This window comes from Duganella qianjiadongensis (genome assembly GCF_009857915.1).
GTDB classification, from domain to species: Bacteria; Pseudomonadota; Gammaproteobacteria; order Burkholderiales; family Burkholderiaceae_D; genus Rugamonas; species Rugamonas qianjiadongensis.
Window position 1 is genome coordinate 1 of the sequence record NZ_WWCM01000065.1, and the last position, 688, is coordinate 688.

Genomic DNA, 688 nt, shown 5'->3' on the forward strand with positions numbered 1-688 from the left:
TGGTTTCGGGTCTACACCCAGCGACTATCGCCCTGTTCGGACTCGATTTCTCTACGGCTTCCCTATCTGGTTAACCTTGCCACTGAATGTAAGTCGCTGACCCATTATACAAAAGGTACGCAGTCACAGAACAAGTCTGCTCCTACTGTTTGTATGCACACGGTTTCAGGATCTATTTCACTCCCCTCCCGGGGTTCTTTTCGCCTTTCCCTCACGGTACTGGTTCACTATCGGTCGATTACGAGTATTTAGCCTTGGAGGATGGTCCCCCCATATTCAGACAGGATTTCTCGTGTCCCGCCCTACTTGTCGTACGCTTAGTACCACCGCTTTGATTTCGTGTACGGGACTATCACCCGCTATGGTTCCTATTTCCAGAGGATTCCACTATCAAAACGACTATCACGTACAGGCTCTTCCCATTTCGCTCGCCACTACTTTGGGAATCTCGGTTGATTTCTTTTCCTGCAGCTACTTAGATGTTTCAGTTCGCCGCGTTCGCCTCACACACCTATGTATTCAGTGAGTGATACCCTAAAAGGGTGGGTTTCCCCATTCGGAAATCTGCGGATCAAAGTTTGTTTGCTAACTCCCCGCAGCTTATCGCAAGCTACTACGTCCTTCATCGCCTGTAATCGCCAAGGCATCCGCCATGTGCACTTATTCACTTGTCCCTATAACGTTAGCT

Annotated in this window: 1 rRNA gene; it reads right to left on the reverse strand. The window is 49.1% G+C overall.

Going from position 1 to position 688, the window contains the following annotated elements:
* A 23S ribosomal RNA gene (locus tag GTP27_RS23280) occupies positions 1-674 on the reverse strand; the annotation flags it as partial.
* Positions 675-688 lie beyond the last annotated feature (14 nt).